Source organism: Alkalihalophilus lindianensis (genome assembly GCF_032843265.1).
GTDB lineage: Bacteria > Bacillota > Bacilli > Bacillales > Bacillaceae_D > Alkalihalophilus > Alkalihalophilus lindianensis.
In genome coordinates this window covers 1-261 of sequence record NZ_JAWJBA010000535.1, presented here as the reverse complement: position 1 = coordinate 261, position 261 = coordinate 1, and the positions used below count along the sequence as shown (strand labels likewise).

Here is a 261-nt window from a genome sequence, read left to right as displayed (position 1 = left end):
ATGACATCGGTCACGCGCGAATCGAGGTGGCCGGAGATGACGATGACCCGGTCCGGGTCGGTGGTGCCCCGCTGGATGGCCACCACGTTGACGACCTCGGTTGGCGTGGGGATCCGGGGGGCGGTCACCGTGTCGGAGGGCAGCACCACCTCCAGACAGCCGCCGCAGTCGCGGCTGATCGTCTGGAACTCCCGCTCGACCCAGCGTCTTGCCGCCCCGATGCCACGGGTGTCGGAGGCTGTCTCTGACAGGGTGTGGCGG

1 protein-coding gene is annotated in these 261 nt (G+C 69.3%); it reads right to left on the bottom strand.

Annotation, left to right across the window (positions count from 1 at the left end; genetic code table 11):
* Window positions 1–261, bottom strand: a 261-nt coding sequence (locus RYX56_RS23320) for a zinc-binding metallopeptidase family protein (protein WP_317124253.1), incomplete at both ends; no start/stop codon positions are given.